The organism is Xanthomonas sp. SI, from assembly GCF_014236855.1.
Lineage (GTDB): Bacteria > Pseudomonadota > Gammaproteobacteria > Xanthomonadales > Xanthomonadaceae > Xanthomonas_A.
Map to the genome: position 1 here is coordinate 1,767,911 of NZ_CP051261.1, position 16,388 is coordinate 1,784,298.

The 16,388-nt window shown below is 65.2% G+C and carries 13 protein-coding genes and 1 pseudogene; 7 read left to right on the forward strand and 7 right to left on the reverse strand.

Annotated features, from left to right (window positions below; translation table 11 throughout):
- Positions 1-26: 26 nt before the first annotated feature.
- Positions 27-1,634, forward strand: a complete 1,608-nt coding sequence (locus tag HEP75_RS07190; RefSeq protein WP_185815794.1) for an MBL fold metallo-hydrolase — start codon at positions 27-29, stop codon at positions 1,632-1,634.
- Positions 1,635-2,694: 1,060 nt separating this feature from the next.
- Here the strand turns inward: HEP75_RS07190 and HEP75_RS07195 are convergent.
- Positions 2,695-2,939 (reverse strand): annotated as a pseudogene (locus HEP75_RS07195) (tyrosine-type recombinase/integrase); the annotation flags it as partial.
- Between the two features lie 586 nt (positions 2,940-3,525).
- Here HEP75_RS07195 and HEP75_RS07200 point away from each other — a divergent pair.
- The 4 genes from HEP75_RS07200 to HEP75_RS07215 are packed head-to-tail and all read left to right on the forward strand — an operon-like array spanning position 3,526 to position 7,501.
- Positions 3,526-4,422, forward strand: a complete 897-nt coding sequence (locus tag HEP75_RS07200) for a TIM barrel protein (RefSeq protein WP_185825949.1) — start codon at positions 3,526-3,528, stop codon at positions 4,420-4,422.
- Positions 4,423-4,452: 30 nt separating this feature from the next.
- Entirely contained in the window at positions 4,453-6,138 is a 1,686-nt protein-coding gene (locus HEP75_RS07205) for a GMC family oxidoreductase (protein ID WP_185822668.1), read from the forward strand.
- Positions 6,138-6,713, forward strand: coding sequence for a gluconate 2-dehydrogenase subunit 3 family protein (locus tag HEP75_RS07210; RefSeq protein ID WP_185825950.1), 576 nt, complete (start codon positions 6,138-6,140; stop codon positions 6,711-6,713). The genes HEP75_RS07205 and HEP75_RS07210 overlap by 1 nt, the downstream gene beginning before the upstream one ends.
- A gap of 44 nt (positions 6,714-6,757) precedes the next feature.
- Positions 6,758-7,501, forward strand: a complete 744-nt coding sequence (locus HEP75_RS07215; protein ID WP_185825951.1) for a DUF1080 domain-containing protein — start codon at positions 6,758-6,760, stop codon at positions 7,499-7,501.
- 27 nt (positions 7,502-7,528) lie between these two features.
- Here HEP75_RS07215 and HEP75_RS07220 read toward each other — a convergent pair whose 3' ends face one another.
- Genes HEP75_RS07220 through HEP75_RS07240 form a run of 5 tightly spaced genes read right to left on the reverse strand, consistent with a single transcriptional unit; the run spans position 7,529 to position 12,151 of the window.
- Positions 7,529-7,825: a cytochrome c gene (locus tag HEP75_RS07220; RefSeq protein ID WP_185825952.1), complete on the reverse strand. Its 297-nt coding sequence runs from the start codon at positions 7,823-7,825 to the stop codon at positions 7,529-7,531.
- Between the two features lie 18 nt (positions 7,826-7,843).
- Positions 7,844-8,698 carry a sugar phosphate isomerase/epimerase gene (locus HEP75_RS07225; RefSeq protein WP_185825953.1) on the reverse strand — a complete coding sequence of 285 codons (855 nt, stop codon included), beginning with the start codon at positions 8,696-8,698 and terminating at the stop codon, positions 7,844-7,846.
- A gap of 19 nt (positions 8,699-8,717) precedes the next feature.
- Complete coding sequence (locus tag HEP75_RS07230; protein ID WP_185825954.1) at positions 8,718-9,842, reverse strand: Gfo/Idh/MocA family oxidoreductase; 1,125 nt, start codon at positions 9,840-9,842, stop codon at positions 8,718-8,720.
- Between the two features lie 11 nt (positions 9,843-9,853).
- Positions 9,854-11,071, reverse strand: coding sequence for a nucleoside permease (locus tag HEP75_RS07235; RefSeq protein WP_185825955.1), 1,218 nt, complete (start codon positions 11,069-11,071; stop codon positions 9,854-9,856).
- Positions 11,072-11,098: 27 nt separating this feature from the next.
- Positions 11,099-12,151 (reverse strand): sugar phosphate isomerase/epimerase family protein, encoded by a 1,053-nt coding sequence (locus tag HEP75_RS07240; protein WP_185825956.1) that lies wholly within the window; start codon positions 12,149-12,151, stop codon positions 11,099-11,101.
- 94 nt (positions 12,152-12,245) lie between these two features.
- On the opposite strand from HEP75_RS07240, the gene HEP75_RS07245 reads away from it, so the two are divergent.
- Complete coding sequence (locus HEP75_RS07245) at positions 12,246-13,250, forward strand: LacI family DNA-binding transcriptional regulator (RefSeq protein WP_185826527.1); 1,005 nt, start codon at positions 12,246-12,248, stop codon at positions 13,248-13,250.
- A gap of 108 nt (positions 13,251-13,358) precedes the next feature.
- On the opposite strand, the gene HEP75_RS07250 is transcribed toward HEP75_RS07245, so the two are convergent.
- Positions 13,359-14,039 carry a TetR/AcrR family transcriptional regulator gene (locus HEP75_RS07250; protein ID WP_185825957.1) on the reverse strand — a complete coding sequence of 227 codons (681 nt, stop codon included), beginning with the start codon at positions 14,037-14,039 and terminating at the stop codon, positions 13,359-13,361.
- Positions 14,040-14,436: 397 nt separating this feature from the next.
- Here HEP75_RS07250 and HEP75_RS07255 point away from each other — a divergent pair, with 397 nt between their 5' ends.
- Positions 14,437-16,371, forward strand: a complete 1,935-nt coding sequence (locus HEP75_RS07255) for a S9 family peptidase (RefSeq protein ID WP_255424026.1) — start codon at positions 14,437-14,439, stop codon at positions 16,369-16,371.
- The last annotated feature ends 17 nt before the right edge of the window (positions 16,372-16,388 follow it).

Below are 16,388 nucleotides of genomic sequence, written 5' to 3' on the forward strand. Positions count from 1 at the left end.
CCAGTAGCGAAGGAAAAGCGAGAGAAATGGACACCGAAACCCGATTGTACCTGCGCGAAGACGTGTATTTCGAACCCTTGGTCAACCAATGGTATGCCTGGCCTTATCTGCTGCCGCCGGTCACTGGCGCTCGCCACATGGTCAACACGCATCGCCGGATCATGAGTTCGTTCGTGAAGAACTACAAACTGCACATCATGGCGGTGAATCAGCCCGGCATGGCCGGTGCCGAGTTCCTGGACTGCAACGAAGACCAGGTCGACGACATCAAAGCCTTGGTCGCCCGCATCGACGAACAGCACGCGGATCTGGTAGAACTGTCCGACGCGGTTCGCCAGCTCGACGAATTGCTTCGCACGCATACCTCCGGCGAATCGATCGAGTACCTGTATGCGCAGGTGCCGCCGCCGTTGAAGGGCTATGTCGAGATCTTCATGGACCTTGAGCATCACCCTTCATACCGCCTGCTGGAAAGCCTTCTGTACAAGAGCCCGTACTACAAGCCGTCGTTGCAGAGCATTGCCTTCGGCATCCTCGGCGAACGCGGAGACCGCCCGTTCGTGCTGAGCACGCCGCGCCTGCCCACCGCCGACAGCCTGCACGTGGAAGTGGACTACAACGACCCGCTACTGGACGCGGTGTTTGCAGCACGGACGCAGCCGCTAACGGAATCCGCGCTGGATGCTTTGTTCGCCGGCAAGACTGTCTCCGGCGGACTGCACTATCGCAAGCTGTTCACCGAGACGCCCCCCGGGCACCGCAACCAGCCAGTGGAATCCGGCGTTCGCCTGCAGTATCTCGGGCATGCCGGATTCCTGCTGCAGACCTCGCAGGTGTCGATCGTCGTGGATCCCGTCATCGCGTCGCGCGGTGCGGACTTCTCCGACGAAGTCATCAGTTTCAGCCAATTGCCCGACCGCATCGACTACGTCTGCATCACCCACAACCATCAGGACCACGCCAATCTCGAATCGCTGCTGCAGCTTCGGCACAAGATCGGCAAGATCCTGGTGCCCAAGAACAACGGCGGCACCCTGTCGGACCCATCGCTGCGCCTGTTGCTCAAGCAGTTCGGCTTCGATGTCATGGAGATGGACGACATGGACGAGTTGCCGGTGCCTGGCGGGCGCATCGTCAGCGTGCCCTTCCTCGGCGAACACGGCGATCTCAACGTGCGCTCCAAGACGGCCTGGTTCTACGAATTGCTCGGCAAGAAGATCTTCATGGGAGCCGATTCGTCCAATCTGGACCCGAGCATGTACCGCCATATCGGCCGCTGGCTTGGCGAGATGGACGTGATGGCGATCGGCATGGAATGCGTCGGCGCCCCCTACACCTGGCTGTACGGCGCGCTGCACACCAAGCTGGTGAGCAAGAAGATCAAGGAATCGCGGCGCCTGAACGGATCCGACTTCGCACAGGCCTACGAGATCGCGGAGATCTTCAAGCCTTCGCAGATCTACCTGTATGCATTGGGCATGGAGCCTTGGTACAAGTACTTCATGGGCCTGGACTACGACGAATCGTCCGAGCAGATCGTGCAGACCGGCAAGATGCTGGACGCCTGCCGTGACAAGCAGATTCCTGCCGAGCGCCTGTACGGGAAAATGACTCTGGAACTCGCCGGCACCTGAAGTTCGCGTGCCCGTGCGCCTTGGGGAGGAACCGGGTCATCAGATTGGATACCAGGAAAATGCCGGGACGCAGAGAGCCGGCATTCGACGATTTTCGGTGCAGGTATGGCAGGTCACCTGTTATTTTCCGAAAACGATGTTCAGTTTGGCTCCGTCATGCTCGAATGGACATCACCTCTGGAAAGGGAAGGCCTTTCACAAAAAGATGTCCGTTCTCGATTTGTTAGAACTGTATCAAGGTTGCTGTACTTTGAGCGTTTTTCAATTGGTTGAAGCTATCCACTGGAACAGTAGGACGGGCATGTCAAACCCGGAGCAGCGCTATAACTGACATCCATTTGGATCTCATCCCGGATGAAAAGTAATGGCTCCGGTGTAGCCGCCCTCACGATTAGGCAAATTTGACGTTCGCGGCAAGCCGCGACTCTACGTTAGCGGGTGGATTATGGCAGCGTTCGTGCATTGCGCTCGCAGGCAGTTTAGGGTCCACGCCAGGATTCGCTCTCAGACTCCCTGCCGAGGGACTACTCGACTTCCCGGCGACAGGCCTGGTGTTGTATGGGGAGGTTTCTGGATTCGAAGGCTTCACCGCCACCGGCGGCGCGCCGAAGGAACCTGATCAGCCTGATCGGGTGTCGACAGAATTCGACGGAGGCGGTTTAGGCGTCGTTCGGGTGGATTCGATCGGCCCGGAGGGAGATCAGGCTGGCTAGCGCGCGCGACGTCCTTCGGGAGCTGTGGGTTCATTCCTTGTGTTTGTACACGCCCGCGTCGGACGCGCTGGACTAGGCGCGGGCCGCGGGCGAGCTTCTGGTCGCCTGAAATGGCGAGCGCTTCTTGTACCAGCGCTTTCAGTGGAACGCAGAGGGGCAGCCCCTGGACAAGCCAGGATCTGATTGCGGCGCTGCCGCGAGAGAGGGGCAATTCGTTGGGTGCGGACGCCGTATGTGGATGTTTGCCCCGGATATCCTGGGCGAAAGCTGGCACCTTTTGCCAGTTAACGTGCCAGATACTCCAGAATATCGCAGCGCAAGATCGCTGATCCGAATGATCTCAGCGTCTATTTCAGTAGGCGTGCCGCGGATTGTCCTGCGCAGCACCCGTCTGGAAGTGCTCAATAACGCTAGCCACCGAGCGGTGCTCGGTCATAGCCATCAATGCAGGCAGCGGCACCCCTTGCTTACCGGCCTCGGTGACAAATGCCGATCGTAGGCTATGCGCCCCGAAGTCTCCCTCCAGCCCTGCCAGCTTTGCCCGGCGCTTCACAATCGCCGCCACCGAGCCTGGGAGCAGAGCAGGGCCGACACACCCACCGAGGTGTCTGACCTGATTTCGCAAGGCGCGCCCTCTCATATGTGTAAACAACTTTCAGCCGTTGGCGGTAGTTATTTACATCTGGAGCCGGAGTGTGAGGCGGATACTTTTGTCTAGCAAGGACCTCGTAAGCTTCTTTATATCTTTGGTAAACACAACCCTTCTGAGCGACACCTGTTGCACGTGTTGATAAAGATCTTGAAGAGAGCCCCGTCTTTACGGGGCTTTTCTTTTGCGCAATGAGTTTTCATGGCAAACAGCGAATCGACGCGCCATCGCTTGGATGGACGCGCAGGTCGCCATCGCGACGTGTCAAAGGCGCACTCATCCCGCGCGCATTCGTAGTTCGCGGGCTGCCATCCCCGCCTTTCCGCTGCACACGCGGTAGTCCATCTCCTTGCGCCGCCCGAACTCCATCTCCCGCCCTGCAGCGGCTGCCGCGACGCGCGTTGTGCCCTGCAGCATGGGTTTTCGTGCACTGCGTCTTGCAAAAAAACGATTGCCTCCTTTATGGTGCAATCGATTGCATCGCGGTAAATCCTCAGCGTTTGAGACCGGTTGGGAGGCCGGAAAACGAATGTCTATCCATTCGATCGGACCGGCCCCGGCCACGGGGTTCACGCGGCGCGATGCGCTGCGCGTTGCTGTCGCCGGGAGCCTTGGCCTGGGTGCTGCGAGCATGTTGCCTTCGTTTGCCGCTGCCGCGCCGCGTAAGGGCAACCTGAAGCATTCCGTCGCGCGCTGGACGTTTCCGCAGCAGTCGATGGCCCAGCTTTGCCAGACGGTGAAGGGCATTGGGTTCGCCGCCATCGATCTGGTTGGCCCGGCGGATTGGCCGACGCTGAAGGCCAATGGCGTGTACAGCGCGATGTGCAACGGCGCGGAGATCGGCCTGGACAAAGGCTTCGCCGGCAGCCAGTTCCACGACCAGCTGGTCGAGCGCTACACGCGGCACATCGACCTGGTGGCCGATGCCGGTTATCGCAACCTGATCTGTTTTTCCGGCAACCGCAACGGCATGGATCCCCAGGAAGGAATGGCCAATGCCGAAGCGGGACTCAAGCGCATCCTCGGGCATGCCGAGAAGCGCGGCGTCGTGCTGGTGATGGAGCTGCTGAATTCCAAGGTCGATCATCCCGACTACCTGTGCGACCACTCCGTATGGGGCGTGGAGCTGTGCCGGCGGATCGGCTCGGAGCATTTCGGCCTGCTGTACGACATCTACCACATGCAGATCATGGAGGGCGACGTCATCGCCACCATCGGCAAACATCACGCTTGCTTCAAGCATTACCACACCGCGGGCGTGCCTGGCCGGCACGAGATCGGAGACGATCAGGAACTCCACTATCCCGCCATCTGTCGCGCGATCCGCGCGACCGGTTTCGATGGCTATCTGGCGCAGGAATTCATTCCGACGGCGCCGGATCCCGTTGGCTCGCTGCGCGAGGCGATCCGCCTGTGCGACGTCTGAAACGCTATCCACCCAGGTGAAGTAGAACCCATGGCAGACAATCATTACGACGCCATCGTCGTTGGCTCGGGAATCAGTGGCGGTTGGGCGGCGAAGGAGCTGACCGAAAAGGGCCTCAAGGTCCTGATGCTGGAACGCGGACGCAACATCGAGCACGTCAAGGACTACGTCAACGCGATGAAGGAGGTGTGGGATTTCCCGCACCACAACCGGCCGACCCAGGCGATGCAGGCCGACTATCCGGTGTTGCGGCGCGACTACGGCCTGGTCGAGAACCTGCAGGGCATGTGGGCCAACGAAAAGGAATCGCCCTACACCGAGACCAAGCGCTTCGACTGGTACCGCGGCTATCACGTGGGCGGTCGCTCGCTGATGTGGGGACGGCAGAGCTATCGCCTGTCGGACCTGGATTTTCAGGCGAACCTCAAGGACGGCATCGCCACCGACTGGCCGATCCGCTACGCCGACATCGCGCCCTGGTACGACTACGTGGAGAAGTTCGCCGGCATCGCCGGCACGCGCGAGGGCCTGGACGTGTTGCCCGACGGCGAGTTCCTGCCGCCGATCCCGTTGAACATCGTCGAGAAGGACGTGGCCGCGCGGATCAAGAAGGCCTTTGGCGGGACCAGGCACCTGATCCACTCGCGCACCGCGAACATCACCGAGCCCAAGGTCGAGCAGGGCCGCGTCAACTGCCAGTATCGCAACAAGTGCATCCTGGGCTGCCCCTACGGCGCCTACTTCTCGACCCAGTCGGCGACGCTGCCGGCGGCGATGAAGACCGGCAACCTGACCTTGCGGCCGTTCTCGATCGTCAAGGAAGTGCTCTACGACAAGGACCGCAAGCGTGCGCGCGGCGTGGAGATCATCGATGCCGAGAGCGGACAGACCTACCAGTACACGGCCAACGTCATCTTCCTCAACGCGTCCTCCTTCAACTCAAGCTGGCTGCTGATGAACTCGGCCACCGATGTCTGGGAAGGCGGGCTGGGTTCTTCGTCCGGCGAGCTTGGGCACAACGTGATGGACCATCATTTCGGCGCCGGCGCCTCCGGCCGGGTCGAGGGCTATGAAGACAAGTACTACTTCGGCCGTCGTCCCTGCGGCTTCTACATTCCCCGTTTCCGCAATGTCGCCGCGGACAGGCGCGGCTACCTGCGCGGGTTCGGCTACCAGGGCGGCGCCAGCCGCACCGGCTGGTCGCGCGAGATCGCCGAGCTGAACATCGGCGCCGACCTGAAGGACGCGCTGACCCTGCCGGGCGACTGGCGCATCGGCATGACCGGATTCGGCGAAATGCTGCCTCACCACGACAATACGATTCGCCTGGATCCGCAGCGCAAGGACAAATGGGGGCTGCCGGTGCTGGCGATGGACGTGTCCATGCGCGCAAACGAAAAGGCCATGCGCAAGGACATGGCCGCCGATGCCGCGGAGATGCTGGAGGCCGCCGGGGTCAAGGACGTGAAGATGCACGACGACGACTACGCACCGGGCAAGGGCATCCACGAGATGGGCACCGCGCGCATGGGCCGTGACCGCAAGAATTCCGTGCTGAACCAGCACAACCAAGTCTGGGACGCGCCCAACGTCTACGTGACCGATGGCGCCTGCATGACCTCCAGCGCCTGCGTGAATCCCTCGCTGACCTACATGGCGCTGACCGCACGGGCAGCGGACCATGCGGTGCGCGAGCTGAAAGCGGGGAATCTGTGATGGAACGCCGCGAACTGCTGAAGATGATCGTCGCCGCCACGGGCGCGGCCATGATCGGCCTGCCCGCGCTGGGCCATGCGCAGGCGCCGGCCGAGGGGGCGAACAATGCCTTCTCCGCCGCCGAGATCGGCATGCTGGACGAGATCGCCGAGACCATCCTGCCGCGGACCGCAACGCCGGGGGCGAAGGACGCCGGCGTGGGCCTGTTCATGGCGCAATTCGTCACCGATTGCTACACCGCCCAGCAGCAGGCGACGTTCCGTGCCGGCCTGGCCGAGATCGACAAACGCGCCGGCGGCCGCTTCGTGTCGCTCGCGCCGCAGGCGCGCACCGAGCTGCTGCGCGCCCTGGATGCGGAAGCCAGGAAACACGTCGTTGCAATGACCGATACCGGCACCGCCAAAGTGGCGGACGCGATACCGCATCACTTCACGATGATCAAGCAGCTGGCCATCTTCAGCTTCTTCACCTCGAAGGTTGCCGCGACCGACGTGCTGCGCTACGTCGCCGTGCCGGGTCGCTACGACGGCGACCTGGCCTATGCCCCCGGTACGCCCGCCTGGGCGATCAACTGATGGACCGCAACGATTCGCCCATGCGCCACTTCCCCGGGAACACGATGACCAGACCCTTCCTGATGGCGGCCTGCCTGCTGGCCGCGGCGCCTGCGTTCGCGCAGGCCAGCGGCGACCCGTCGCGCGATCCGGCGAAGACCGAGGTGTGGAAGCCCGTGCCCGCGATCGTGGCCACGCCCGCGGGCCGCGCGCCCTCCGACGCGATCGTGCTGTTCGGTGGCAAGGATCTCTCGGCCTGGGAGTCGGAGCAGGGCGGACGCGTGCCCTGGAGCGTCGCCGACGGTGCGCTGACCGTGGTTCCGGGAAGCAAGGGCATCCGGACCAAGCAGCGCTTCTGCGACATCCAGCTGCATGTCGAGTGGCGTACGCCCACCGCGACCGGCGGTTTCGACGGCCAGCAGCGGGGCAACAGCGGCATCTTCCTGCAGGAGCTGTATGAGCTGCAGGTGCTCGACAGCTACAACAACCCGACCTATGCCAATGGCCAGGCCGGCTCGATCTACAAGCAGGCCATTCCGCTGGTGAACGCCTCGCGGGCGCCGGGCCAGTGGCAGGCCTACGACATCATCTGGAAGGCGCCCCGTTTCTCGCAGGGAGGCGGGCTCACTGCACCCGCACGCATCACCGTCTTGCACAACGGCGTGCTGGTGCAGGACGACACCGTCCTGTCGGGCAAGACCGAGTACATCGGCGCCCCTTCGTACGCGCCGCATGCGTGCGCGCCGATCTCCCTGCAGGAGCACGATTCCAAGGTCAGCTACCGCAACATCTGGGTGCGCGAGCTGTAGTGCCGGCGCGCAGCCGGCGCCTGCGCCCTATTGCGCCAGGAAGCTGGCGATGTTGTCGAGATCCTGTTGCGACAGCTGCGGAAAGGGCGGCATCAATCCGCCGCCCTTGCTGATCTTGTCCTTGATCTGCGCGGAGTCCAGTCGCTTGCCCACGTCGGTGAGCGCGGGGAATGCGCCTGGGATGCCCGCGCGATTCGCGCCGTGGCAGGCCGTGCAGTTCGTGGCGTAGAGCTGCGCACCGGCCGCAGGGTCGTCCTTGGACCACGCCGTGGTCGCAAGCGTCGCCCCCAGCAGAGCCACGGCCACTGTCAAAATCGTTTTCAAGCGGGGCTCCTTTGCGTGCTAGCGCTGTGTGCTGGCGGGCAGATGTGCACGCAGGTAGTCGGCACCGGTCTGGACGACCGCGGCCGGATCGCGCGGACGGTCGTGCTCGATGATGTACCAGCGCACGCCGGCACCCGCCGCGGCAGGCAGGATTGCGTTCCAGTCGAGCACGCCCTGGCCCACGGCGGCGAAACCACCCTCGTCCTCGGCCTGGCCTTTCGGTGCGTTGTCCTTGGCGTGTACCGCGAACATGCGGCCCTTGAACTTGCCCAGCATCACCGCCGGGTCGTAGCCCGCGCGCGCGACCCAGGCCAGGTCCAGCTCGGTCTGCAGATCGGGGCCGGCCGCTGCGAACAGCAGTTCCAGGCCGGTCTTGCCATCGAAGTCGACCAGTTCGAAGTCGTGGTTGTGGTAGGCCAGGCGCATGCCCTTGGCCCGCACCCGCTTCGAGAGTTGGCCCAGTTCCTTGCCCAATGCGGTCCAGCCCGCGGCATCGGTCGGCCGATCCTTCTGGTCCAGGTAAGGCACTACCAGCGTGGTGTTGCCGATCGATCGGTTGAAGGCGACTGCGGCGTCCAGGTCCTTGCGCAGATCGGCCAGTTGCACGTGCGACGAGATCGCCTTGATCGAATACTTGTCCAGCAGTTGCTTGAGTTCCACCGCGCTGACGTTCTGCGTGCCGACCGTTTCCACCGCGCCCACGCCCGCGTCGTGGACGATCTTCAGCTGTTGCTCGAGCGAACCGGCGTTGCGCAGCGAGTACATCTGCACCGCGATGGGCGATTGCGGGCCAGCGGCGTCGCGTGCGAAGGCGGGCAGGGCGACGAGCAGCAGCAGTGCGAGGGTCGCGGTCCTGCGTGTAGGTGTGTTCATCAAGAAATCCTCCCGGGATTCAATCGATGGATGTCCAGGCGCGCGTCCTGGCCGATGTGATAACGCGATCGACGATCAGCGCCGAGCGCACCCCGTCTTCGAAGGTGGGCAGGCCTTGCGGCCGCTCGCCTTCGATGGCGCGATAGGTGTCGGCGACAAACGCCTCGAAGCAATCGCCGTAGCCCTGCGCGTGCCCGGCCGGTAACACCGCCAGCCGTCGTTGTTCGGCACTGCCGGCCCCCGGTCCGCGCACGAAGATTTCTTCGCGCTGGTCGGGCAGGCCGATCCACAGCCGTTCGGCGTCCTCCTGGTCGAACGCCACGCTGGCCCTGGCGCCATCGATCTCGAACCAGAGGCGATTGCGGCGTCCGGCCGAGACCTGGCTGACCGTCAACGACGCCAGCGTGCCGGCGCCGGTTCTGAACATCGCTGCGGCCACGTCCTCGCTCGAGACCACCTGCATCGCGCCGCCCGCCGCCGGCGTGGTGAAGCTCTGCCCGGTGAGGGTGCCGCGCTCGGCGATCACGGTCGCGAACGCTGCGCTGACCTCGACGAAACGTTCGCCGCCGACCCATTCCACCAGGTCGCACCAGTGCGAGCCGATGTCGGCGAATACGCGCGAGGCGCCGCCCAGTGCCGGGTCCACGCGCCAGTTGTTGCTGGCGGGGTCCAGCAGCCAGTCCTGCAGATAGCTGCCGTGGATCAGGCGCAGCGGCCCCAGGTCGCCCTGCGCGATGCGTGCGCGCGCCTCGCGCACCACCGGGTGGTAGCGGTAGACGAAGGGTACCGTGGCGATCAGCCCGGTCGAGGCGGCCAATGCCGCCAAGGCCTGGGCGTCCTGCAAGGTCGTGGCCAGCGGCTTCTCGCAGATCACGTGCTTGCCGGCTTGCAGCGCCGCCTGCGCCATGGCGCGGTGCAGATGATTGGGCGTGCACACGTGCACGACCTGCACCTGCGGATCGGCGATCACGTCCTCGATGTCGCGATAGGCGCGCGGCACATTCCAGGACTGCGCCACCTCGCGTGCGCGTTGCGGGGAAGAGGCGGCGACGCCGCGGACCTGCGCACCGGCCAGCAGCGCCGCGCGACGATGCACGGCGCCGATCATGCCGGTGCCGACGATGGCGATTCCGAGCTTACTCATCGGGTGGGCTCTCAATGCGTGGAGGGCGCGGCCGCGACGACCGGCCGGTCGCGGAACAGCAACAGGAAGGCGATCAGCACAACCAGCGCCACGCCGGCCGGGAACAGCCAGATCTGCTGCCAGTCCGGGCCCGCCGCCGTGGTGTAGTGCTCCACGACCGCGCCGGACAGGAACGTGCCGATCAACATGCCCACACCGTACGTGGCCAGGGTGATGAAGCCCTGCGCGCTGCTGCGCGCGGCGGGCCCGGCATGCGCGTCGGTGTAGATCTGGCCGGTGACGAAGAAGAAGTCGTAGCAGATGCCGTGCAACACGATGCCGATCACCAGCAGGGAGAAGCCGCCGCCCGCATCGCCGAAGGCGAACATCGCGTAGCGCAGCACCCACGCGGCCATGCCCACCGCCAGCATGGTCTTGACCCCCAGCCGCACGAACAGGAACGGCATGGCCAGCATCAGCAGCACTTCGGACACCTGGCCCAGCGACTGCAGGCCGGCCGCGCCGCGCACGCCCAGATCGTTGAGATACGGGTTGGTGAAGTTGTAGTAGAACGCCAACGGGATGCAGATGGCGATCGATGCCAGGAAGAACACCAGGTAGGAGCGCGACTTCAGCAGCCTCAGCGAGTCCAGTCCCAGGACCTGCCCCAGCCCGGCGTCGCGCTGTTGCGCCAGCGGCGGCGTGTGCGGCAGGGTGAAGGCATACAGGCCCAGGGCCAGCGACGCCATCGCCGCCATCCGGAACGTCAGCTCGAGTCGGTGCGCCTGTTCCCAGCCCAGCCAGCCGATCAGTACGCCGGCCACGATCCAGCCGACGCTGCCGGCCACCCGCACCGGCGGGAACTGCTTTTCCGGCGATTGCATGTGCCGCATCGCCACGCTGTTGGCCAGCGCCAGCGTCGGCATGAACAGCAGCATGTACCCCATGACGCAGGCGGAGAACATGCCGAAGCTCGTCGCCGTGGACGCCAGCCACATGAGCACCGCGCCGGCGAGGTGCAGCACCGCGAGGATGCGCTGCGCCGCGAAGTAGCGATCGGCGATCAGGCCGACCAGGAACGGCGCCACGATGGCGCCGATGGACTGGCTGAGGAAGGCCGTCGCCACCTGGCTCGCGCTGGCGTGCAGGGGGCCCTGCACCAGGTACGTGCCCAGGGTCACGAACCATGCCCCCCAGATGAAGAACTGCAGAAACATCATCGCGCCCAAGCGCGGCATGGTGTGCGTCATGGCTTCCCCTCCCAGGGCGGTATCGGCTCAGGTCCCCAGCATGCGGCGCAGCGATTCCGGATCGGCGCCGCTGTCGGCAAAGTCGTCGAAGGCGCGTTCGGTCACCCGGATGATGTGCTCGCGGATGAACGCGGCACCCTCGCGTGCGCCGTCTTCCGGATGCTTCAGGCAGCACTCCCACTCCAGCACCGCCCAGCCCGGGAAATCGTATTGCGCGAACTTCGAGAAGATCGCCTTGAAGTCGATCTGGCCATCGCCGAGCGAACGGAACCGTCCCGGACGATCGATCCAGTCCTGGTAGCCGGCATAGACGCCGCTGCGCGCGCTGGCGCGATACTCCGCGTCCTTGACGTGGAAGATGCCGATGCGCGCGTGATACCGGTCGATGAAGCCCAGGTAGTCCATCTGCTGCAGCAGCAGGTGGCTGGGGTCGTACAGGATCTTGGCGCGCGGATGATGGTCGACCACCTCGAGGAAACGCTCGAAGGTCGCGCCATCGTGCAGGTCCTCGCCCGGGTGAATCTCGAAGCACAGGTCCACGCCGCAGGCGTTGAAGGCATCCAGGATGGGGCGCCAGCGGCGGCCGAGTTCGGCGAAGGCTTCCTCCACCAGCCCGGGCGGGCGTTGCGGCCAAGGGTAGAAATAAGGCCAGGCCAGCGCGCCGGAGAACGTGGCATGCGCCGTCAGCCCCAGGCGCTGGCTGGCCTTGGCGGCCAACAGCAATTGCTCCACCGCCCACGCCTGGCGTGCGGCGGGATCGCCGCGCTTGTCCGGCGGCGCGAAGCCGTCGAACAGGTCGTCGTAGGCGGGATGGACAGCGACCAGTTGCCCCTGCAGGTGTGTGGACAGCTCGGTGATCTGCAGGCCGTGCCCAGTCAGCATGCCGGCGACGTCGTCGCAGTACGCCTGGCTCTGCGCGGCCTGGGCCAGATCGAACAGGTGGGGCGCGCTGGTCGGTACTTGTAGGCCAGAATAGCCCAGGCCCGCGGCCCACTCGGCCAGCGTGTCCAAGCGATCGAAGGGAGGTGTGTCGCCGATGAACTGCGCCAGGAACAGCGCCGGACCCTTGAGCGTCTTCAACGTGATTCGCCCTGATGCAATCGATTGCATTATCGTAGCATCGCCTCCCGCAAGACCCGTTGTGCACTGCACAGCAGAAAGAAGAACTGACGTCATGGCCACCATTTACGACATCGCAAAGCACGTCGGCGTCTCCGCCGGCACGGTGTCGCGCGCGCTGTCCCGGCCGGAGAAAGTCCTGCCGGCCACGCGCACGCGCATTGAGCAGGCCGCCGCCGCGCTGGGCTATGTTCCCAACACGGTCGCCAGGACGCTCAAGACCCAGCGCAGCGGCAAGATCCTGGTCACAGTGCCGGACATCGCCAATCCATTCTTCGCGCAGATCCTGCAGGGCGCGGAGGAAGCGGCGCAGGCCGTCGGCTACGCGGTCCTGCTGGGCGATACCCAGCATCAGCCCGACCGCGAGGAGCGCTACGCGCAGATGCTCCGGCGCAACGAAGCGGACGGGCTGATCGTGCTGGGGCACCGCCTCCCGCCGACGGCGCGCGAGATCGTCAAGCAATTGGGCACCGCCGCGCCGGTGGTCAACGGCTGCGAGTTCGACCCGGCGCTGGGCATCCCCAGCGTCCACATCGACAACGCGGCCGCCGCGCGCGCGGTGATGGAACACCTGTACGGACTGGGGCACGAGCGGATCGCCGTGGTGGGCGGCCCGTCCGACAATCCCCTGCACCAGCAGCGACTGGAAGGGGCCCGCGCCGCCGGCAAGGCGCGCGGCCGCCTGCGCAACCTGAGCGTGGTGCCGGGCGATTTCTCCGTGGAATCCGGGCATGCGGCAGCGATGGCGCTCTTGGCCCGCGCGCCGGTGCCGACCGCGATCTTCTGCTTCAGCGACCAGATGGCGCTGGGCGCCCTGGCGGCCTGCCGGGACCTGGGCTTGCGCGTGCCGGACGACCTGTCCATCGTCGGCTTCGACGACCTGGCGTCATCCAGCTACCTCACGCCGCCATTGACGACCATCCGCCAACCCATGCGCGAGATCGGTATCCGCGCAGTCAACCTGCTGCTCGCCATCATCGAAAATGTGGACGTGCCGCTTCAGCAGACGCTGGATTTCCGGTTGATGTTGCGCGGATCGACCGGTGCGCCGAGGGAGTAGATGACGGCAGGGCGCAACGGCGGCTGTTGGCGCAGTCCCCGATAGTACAGTGGCGTGGCATCGCGAAACGCACTCGGTGCGAAGCATCGCGATGGCGCAACACCTCTCTCAGGCGCGCACGCGCTTGCGCGCCGCAGGTTTGCCGGCCGGGCGTGCCGCGGCACTGGTCTTCTGCCGTGGCGCGGCGCCAAGCAGGAACTGCTCGACCGCGCGTTGCGCCATCTTGCGCACCAGCGCTGGCGCCAGCGGCGGCGGATCGCGCTGGTAGATGCGCACGTCCACTTCCGCGGTGAGCAGTGCCAGGAAGTGCAGGGCGGCGATGGTCGGGTCGGTCTGGCGCAGTTCGCCGCGCGCCATCGCCGCTTCCAGCACCGCGGCCACCGCCACCACCGATTCGCTGGGACCGGCCTGGTAGAACAGCTGCCCGACCTCGGAGCGGCCGGCCTCGGCCACCACCATGCGGTAGACCGCGATGGCGACCGCATCGTTGCTCACCACCTGCAGCATGCATTCGCCGAAGCGCAGCAGCATCGCATGCAGGTCGCTCTTGCCGGCCAGCGGCGCCTGCAAGCGCCGGATCGCGTCGGACAGATGCACGGTCGCCGCGGCGCGGACCACCGCGCCGAACAGTTCCTGCTTGGACGCGAAATAGCCGTACAGGGTGGCCTTGGAGCCGCCCATCCGTTTCGCCAGTTCGTTCATCGAGGCGCGTTCGTAGCCCAGTTCCTGGAACAGTTGCGTCGCCGCCTCGACGATGGCCTCGCGTCGGGCCTCGGTCCGAACCTTCATTGCGCCTCCTAAAGTGAACCCAACTGTACATTTTTCTTGGCGGTGGGGAAATGCGCTTCCAGCCTCGAACCACGCAACGATTCGCCGGAACCGGCGGGCGTGCCTGTGACAGTCGGCGCTGCGACCCGCAGCGGTCCACAGTGGACCGAACGACCCCTGTTGCACGCGGTCCTTGCTATGCGCGCGCATGACATCGTGCCTGGGCGGATCCTGGCCGGGCAGGTGTAGCGTTGTGCCCGGCGATTTTCTTGCGATGGTCGGCGCTGGTCCGCTTTCGCGAAGCACGCGCCGTATTACACTTTCGCCCGCAAGCCAAACCACATGGATACAGGGGATCAGGATGAGCGGGAGATTGGGTGCAGTCGCGTTGTGCTGTGTGCTGGGGATGGGCATCGGAATGGGGAGCGCGCAGGCGCAGGTGGACCTGGCGCCGTTCCTGATGAAGGAACAGGTCGGCGAGCTGAAGCTGTCGCCGACCGGCGAGTATTACGCGGCCACCGTGCCGCTGGCGGACCGCACCGCGCTGGCGGTGATGCGCCGCTCCGACAACAAGATCGTCGGCAGTTTCTCGATGGAGAAGAACACCCATGTCTCCGATTTCGAGTGGGTCAACGATACGCGCGTGTTGTTCAATATGGACATCAAGATCGGGGCGATGGACGAGCCGCGTTCCACCGGCGAACTGTTCGCCATCAATGCCGACGGCAGTGCGGCCGAGCTGCTGGTGGGCCAGCGCGTCACCGGCAATGGCCCGGGCACGCTGATCCAGACCAAGAAGGTGGAGGACGTCATCGCGCACATGGTCGGCCGGTTGCCTGGCGACGACCGCAACGTGGTGATCCAGGTGCGTCCGTTCAGCGTCAACAAGGATCCGTACAGCCGCAGCGAGGTGCTGGACGTGTACAGCGGCCGGCGGCGGCCGCTGGTCGGCTCTCCGAAGGTGCGCAGGGCCGATTTCTACAGCGACGAGCAAGGCAAGGTGCGTTTTGCCTCGGGTGCCGATGCAGACAATGCCAGCAAGCTGTTCTACCGCGACGCGCAAGGCGGCGACTGGCGGCTGATCAACGACGAGAACCTCAGCCATCATGCCGAAGCGCCGATCGGCTTTTCCGAAGACGGGCGCACCGCGTATCTGCAGGTCGAGCAGGACAAGGGCAGCGACGCGATCGTGGCCTGGAACGTGGACAGCAACGAGCGCAAGGAGGTGGCACGCGATGCCCTGGCCGACCGGTACCGGGTCATGTATCGCCACGGCACCCGCATTCCGGTGGGAATCCAGGTGCTGGCCGACAAGCCGCGTAGCCTGTTCTTCGACCCGACTTCGCCCGAGGCCAAGACCCAACGCTCGCTGGAGGCCGCGTTCCCGGGGCAGGCGGTCTTTGTGACCTCCAGCACCCGCGATGGCCGGCTCAACCTGGTGCAGGTGCAGTCCGGGCGCAATCCTGGCGAGTTCTACCTGTTCGACACCGTGGCGAAGAAGGCGGACTTCGCATTCGCCAGCCGTGCCGCGTTGCAGCCGCCGAAGCTGGCCGAGGTGCGGCCGATCGCATTGCAGGCGCGCGACGGCCTGCAGCTGCACGGCTTCGTGACCCTGCCTGCGGCGGCTGCGTCCGGCAAGGTGCCGATGGTGGTGATGCCGCATGGCGGCCCGTTCGGCGTGTTCGACGATGGCCTGTTCGATCAGGATGCGCAGATCCTGGCCAGCGCCGGTTATGCGGTACTGCAGGTCAACTATCGCGGTTCGGGCAACTACGGACGCGCTTTTCACCAGGCAGGTGGCGGGAAATGGGGCGGCGCGATGCAGGACGACGTGACCGACGCCACGCGTTGGGCGATCGCCCAGGGCATCGCCGATCCTGCGCGTATTTGCATGTACGGTGCCAGTTACGGCGCCTATGCGTCGCTGATGGGCGTGGCCAAGGAACCATCGCTGTACCGCTGCGCGGCCGGCTACGTCGGCGTCTACGACTTGCCGATGCTGTACGTCAGAGGCGACACCTACCAACGCGACTCCGATCAGACGTTTCTGCGCGAATGGGTGGGATCGAGCGCCGAACTGGCCGCGGTGTCGCCGGTCAATCTCGCCGACAAGATCAAGGTGCCGGTGTTCCTGGCGGCCGGCGGCGAAGACGAGCGTGCACCGATCCAGCATTCGAAGAAGATGGAAGCGGCGCTGAAGAAGGCCGGCGTGCCGGTGGAGACGCTGTACGTGCCGACCGAGGGCCATGGCTTCTACACCGAAGAACACCGCCGCGAGTTCTACACCAGGCTGCTGGCGTTCCTGAGCCGCTCGCTGGGCGGCGCGCAGGCTGCGCCGGCGCCGGCGCGCTAGTCGCTGGGGGGTGTCCT

What these genes read in the sequence shown, in the direction of transcription:
- HEP75_RS07190 (WP_185815794.1), top strand. Translation starts at nt 27, where the DNA reads ATGGACACCGAAACCCGATTGTACCTGCGCGAAGACGTGTATTTCGAA.
- HEP75_RS07200 (WP_185825949.1), top strand. Translation starts at nt 3,526, where the DNA reads ATGTCTATCCATTCGATCGGACCGGCCCCGGCCACGGGGTTCACGCGG.
- HEP75_RS07205 (WP_185822668.1), top strand. Translation starts at nt 4,453, where the DNA reads ATGGCAGACAATCATTACGACGCCATCGTCGTTGGCTCGGGAATCAGT.
- HEP75_RS07210 (WP_185825950.1), top strand. Translation starts at nt 6,138, where the DNA reads ATGGAACGCCGCGAACTGCTGAAGATGATCGTCGCCGCCACGGGCGCG.
- HEP75_RS07215 (WP_185825951.1), top strand. Translation starts at nt 6,758, where the DNA reads ATGACCAGACCCTTCCTGATGGCGGCCTGCCTGCTGGCCGCGGCGCCT.
- HEP75_RS07225 (WP_185825953.1), bottom strand. Translation starts at nt 8,698, where the DNA reads ATGAACACACCTACACGCAGGACCGCGACCCTCGCACTGCTGCTGCTC.
- HEP75_RS07230 (WP_185825954.1), bottom strand. Translation starts at nt 9,842, where the DNA reads ATGAGTAAGCTCGGAATCGCCATCGTCGGCACCGGCATGATCGGCGCC.
- HEP75_RS07235 (WP_185825955.1), bottom strand. Translation starts at nt 11,071, where the DNA reads ATGACGCACACCATGCCGCGCTTGGGCGCGATGATGTTTCTGCAGTTC.
- HEP75_RS07245 (WP_185826527.1), top strand. Translation starts at nt 12,246, where the DNA reads ATGGCCACCATTTACGACATCGCAAAGCACGTCGGCGTCTCCGCCGGC.
- HEP75_RS07250 (WP_185825957.1), bottom strand. Translation starts at nt 14,039, where the DNA reads ATGAAGGTTCGGACCGAGGCCCGACGCGAGGCCATCGTCGAGGCGGCG.
- HEP75_RS07255 (WP_255424026.1), top strand. Translation starts at nt 14,437, where the DNA reads ATGGGGAGCGCGCAGGCGCAGGTGGACCTGGCGCCGTTCCTGATGAAG.